Below are 3,674 nucleotides of genomic sequence, written 5' to 3' on the forward strand. Positions count from 1 at the left end.
AAAAGACGTTATTGCGTTCTTATTTTTGGCGTTTATGTTTTGCATATTACAATCCTTTTATAACAAATCAATTAACCCAACGCCGAGTAAGTTACGTTTTTTATCCTTGGCCGGCGGCGGCGTGGGTTATTTCCGTCGTTATGTACAAAAAGAAACCTGAAAATAAAACCCTATTTTTTTCGTGGAGAGACAAATGAAGTGTGATAAATGTAAAGCCCATATCGAAAGTGGGGAGGAAAGGAAATATACGGGACAGATATTGTGTGAGGATTGTTATATGGATGCACTTTCTCCTGTGAAAACCTGTGATCCCTGGGCTGTTTATACCGCAAAATCGATGAGTGGTAAGGGAGCTGCCTTAACAAAACTTCAAGAAGATATTTTGGCTGTACTAGAAAAAACAAATGGTATTGAATTGGAACCCTTAGCCGAAAAACTTGGCTTAAAATTGAGTGAGTTACAGCGAGAAATTGCTACATTAAGGCATATGGAAAAACTAAAAGCTGCCATGGAAGGTGATAAGAAAGTGTTTCGTCTATGGGAGTGAATTTGGATAATACGAATTAGCCAATTGAATTATAATGCATAATTTGGACTGCAAAATGGACGAAAAGAAATTTGACCCTAAGAAATTAGAAAAGTTGAATAATCCCAAGAGATTGAAGGATATACCTCCCGATTATGTTTGGGACAAATTGAGCATGGAAAAAGCAAATATACTTGTTGAAATAGGTGCTGGAACAGCATTTTTCAGTATTGCTTTCCTCCAACACGCCAGTCCTTCAAAAATCTATGCCTGTGATGTGTCAGAAGTAATGATCAACTGGATAAAGGAGAATGTTGTTCAAAAGTTTCCAAATATAACTCCAGTAAAAACTGAAGAACATTCTATTCCACTTGACGATGAAATCGCAGACTTGGTGTTTATGATCAACCTTCATCATGAATTAGATAACCCAACTCTTATAATTAAAGAAGCTTATAGAATATTGAAACCCAGCGGAAATATTTTCATTGTTGATTGGGAAAAGAAAAATATGGCCGAGGGACCTCCAACCCAAATCAGATGTTTGCCTAAGCAAGTCAAAGAACAATTGGTAAATTCAGGATTCATCCATGTGAAAATTTTCAGTGAATTACCAAAGCATTTTCTATTAACTGGGGAAAAAGACCATCGATACACATAACCAGGCTAATGCAGCCGACGCAAAAAACAGCGCGGCTGATTAGCAGCGTTGGCCGTTCAAGGTAAAAAGTATGGATCGTTCTGAACAGATCGCATTTGAATACTTAAAGCATCAAGGTTTTTGCGATGTTGTTTACGAACCGGATGGCAATATACCGCCGGACTTCCTTATTGATGGCCGAATTGCGATTGAGGTTCGCAGGCTGAATCAGAATGAAGAGAGGCCCAACGGCCACCGCGGTCTAGAAAATGTGTCTATCCCTCTTCGGGAGAAAATTAAGGCGCTACTTAAAACCATAGGCCCATCCAATGGAGAGAGTTGGTATGTAATGTATCATTTCCGACGACCGCTTCCGCCTTGGAAGCAGTTGGAATCTCTGCTACTGACAGCGCTGACGAATTTTCGCAACAATACCGTAAATCGCCATACGACACTTACTATCTCCTCGAAATTTTTGATTACACTGTTTAAAGCAGGCCAAACTTACCCGGACTTTTTTGTGCTCGGTGGCTTTGCAGACCGCGATTCCGGCGGATTTGTCTTGGCGGAACTAATAAGGAACATTCACATTTGTGTTACAGAGAAGACACGAAAGGTGGAATGTGTACGCGCAAAGTACCCTGAATGGTGGATTGTGCTTGTAGACTATATTGGGTATGGCATCGGTAAAAGCGCGCAAGAAGAACTACGTCATCTGCTTTATTTCGAGCATTCGTGGTTCAAGATCGTGATAGTTAATCCATTGGAAGCAAAACATGGTTTTGAACTATAGCATACACGTACAGAATTGGCGGGACTGCCCAACCCACCATTCAGCAGCGCATACAACCGCGCTCGCTTAATTTTCAGTTGGCATATTTCTGAATTTATAGCATAAAGGAGATCATTCCTTGTCGAGAAATTTAATCTACCAGATTGTCCGTCTTTTCGAAGCTTTCAGTTCATCTTCGCGCTCTTATTCAGTGCCCAATTATAGGTTGAGCGATAAAATCTATAACACCACCCACGGCTTCATTGAGCCACTGGGGAAAGGGGCTTTGCGTCGGTGTAATATGTCGTTTGTCAAAGAAGGAACCGCCGTTCATCTTCTACCTGTATACCGTAGGTTGCAATCAGTGATAGAATCCGATGCAGGGTTGCTTTCCACTTGCATCAAAGAGGCTGCTGAGTGGGGCACAAGGGGATTTAATAAAGTTCACCTGCGGCCAACATACCACGAATTAAAGAAGGCGCTTGAGAGTGATGATACCCTATTGACCATTTGTATCAAGGAGGCAATCAAGCGAGGGCATGTGCTTTATTAATTCAACATCATTGGTAGATACTTCAATTGGATTAGATTTACTCAAGGCAAATATTTAATACTATTTATCGATTAGCCAACAAGTCCATACAGCCGATCGCTACGCTCCGGCTGATGTTGGCGTTAGCCCGCTAGGAGTAAACAAATGACTGTTCGATTCTTGCGATATGGCGATCCCCATGTAAGAACCATACGATTGAGTCGAAGGGTTGTTCTGCAAAGGCTTTACAGCCCTCCGCCTCAAGGCAGGTGGTTGCTAGCCGTTGACCCTGAAACTCTAGTGGCGAGAATAGTTGTCCAGCGATTGCCTGATGGGTTTGTGCCAGACATTGATGGACATGAAGACTTATTCCCGCTTCTAATGACGGTTGAACGACAGGATGGATTCCTTGAAGGTGGGGATTGGTTAGTTGCATTCACGCCTGAAAAGAAAGGGCATGATGGGGTTTATCGAAGTTATCGTATCGAGTGGGACGACCCCAATCCCGAATTGATGGGTGAAATGGACCACGTTTCCCATCCAAGCGCGCTTCAAGTCTTTCTTTGTCACTCATCAGGAGACAAAGCGGCGGTACGAAAACTTCACGATGATATTTTGACTCTCGGATTTAACCCTTGGCTAGACGAGTTAAGGTTACTTCCAGGGCAAGACTGGAAGGTGGAAATTAAGAAGGCAATTCGAAAAACAGATGTTGTTATTGTGTGCCTGTCGAATAAATCTGTTACCAAGTCTGGATTCGTTCAAGCAGAAATCAAATACGCTCTTGATGTTGCAGATGAGCAGCCAGAAGGGACAATCTTTATTATTCCGCTCAGGCTCGAAGAATGCAAAGTCCCTGACCGTCTCAGCCAATGGCAATGGGTTGATTACTATAAGGAAAACGGGCGAGACCAGTTACAACGTGCGCTTCGAACTCGTGCCGCTACTCTAGAATTCAGGGAAGATTGAGAACGGAATAGAAGTATGCTTTTCGAGCACAGGCGGGCTAACAACGGGTTGCAGCCGACGTTGCTCCGCTGCGCTCCGCAACGCGGCTGAACCCGAGCGTTATAATTTCGTGAAACAATGAAGGAAATTACAAATCGATCCGCAATAATTGTGAGCCCAAAGCATCCATTTGTAGAATGGGCGAATTTGTATAACGAAAGTTCCAACGAAGATATTAATCAAAGATTAGAAGAAA

At 42.6% G+C, this 3,674-nt stretch carries 5 protein-coding genes; all 5 read left to right on the top strand.

The genetic code is table 11. The annotated features are described in order from the left end of the window. Nucleotides 1-193: 193 nt before the first annotated feature. The 5 genes from VXK47_RS16960 to VXK47_RS16980 all read left to right on the top strand — a co-directional run bounded on the left by VXK47_RS16960 (nucleotide 194) and on the right by VXK47_RS16980 (nucleotide 3,439). Nucleotides 194-547: a hypothetical protein gene (locus tag VXK47_RS16960; RefSeq protein WP_435549969.1), complete on the top strand. Its 354-nt coding sequence runs from the start codon at nucleotides 194-196 to the stop codon at nucleotides 545-547. Between the two features lie 55 nt (nucleotides 548-602). After that, a complete protein-coding gene (locus tag VXK47_RS16965; protein ID WP_435549970.1) occupies nucleotides 603-1,187 on the top strand; it encodes a class I SAM-dependent methyltransferase in 585 nt (194 codons plus the stop codon). A 70-nt stretch (nucleotides 1,188-1,257) separates the two neighbouring features. Beyond that, the gene (locus VXK47_RS16970; RefSeq protein WP_435549971.1) at nucleotides 1,258-1,959 is read left to right on the top strand and encodes a hypothetical protein; all 702 of its coding nucleotides are present in this window, start codon (nucleotides 1,258-1,260) and stop codon (nucleotides 1,957-1,959) included. Nucleotides 1,960-2,239: 280 nt separating this feature from the next. Next, nucleotides 2,240-2,491: a hypothetical protein gene (locus tag VXK47_RS16975; protein WP_435549972.1), complete on the top strand. Its 252-nt coding sequence runs from the start codon at nucleotides 2,240-2,242 to the stop codon at nucleotides 2,489-2,491. A 144-nt stretch (nucleotides 2,492-2,635) separates the two neighbouring features. Further along, entirely contained in the window at nucleotides 2,636-3,439 is an 804-nt protein-coding gene (locus VXK47_RS16980) for a toll/interleukin-1 receptor domain-containing protein (protein WP_435549973.1), read from the top strand. Nucleotides 3,440-3,674 lie beyond the last annotated feature (235 nt).

It is taken from the genome of Desulfobacterium sp. N47, assembly GCF_051233685.1.
Taxonomy (GTDB): domain Bacteria; phylum Desulfobacterota; class Desulfobacteria; order Desulfobacterales; family RPRI01; genus RPRI01.

Coding starts and splice junctions, on each gene's coding strand:
- VXK47_RS16960 (WP_435549969.1), top strand. CDS start 194: ATGAAGTGTGATAAATGTAAAGCCCATATCGAAAGTGGGGAGGAAAGG.
- VXK47_RS16965 (WP_435549970.1), top strand. CDS start 603: ATGGACGAAAAGAAATTTGACCCTAAGAAATTAGAAAAGTTGAATAAT.
- VXK47_RS16970 (WP_435549971.1), top strand. CDS start 1,258: ATGGATCGTTCTGAACAGATCGCATTTGAATACTTAAAGCATCAAGGT.
- VXK47_RS16975 (WP_435549972.1), top strand. CDS start 2,240: ATGTCGTTTGTCAAAGAAGGAACCGCCGTTCATCTTCTACCTGTATAC.
- VXK47_RS16980 (WP_435549973.1), top strand. CDS start 2,636: ATGACTGTTCGATTCTTGCGATATGGCGATCCCCATGTAAGAACCATA.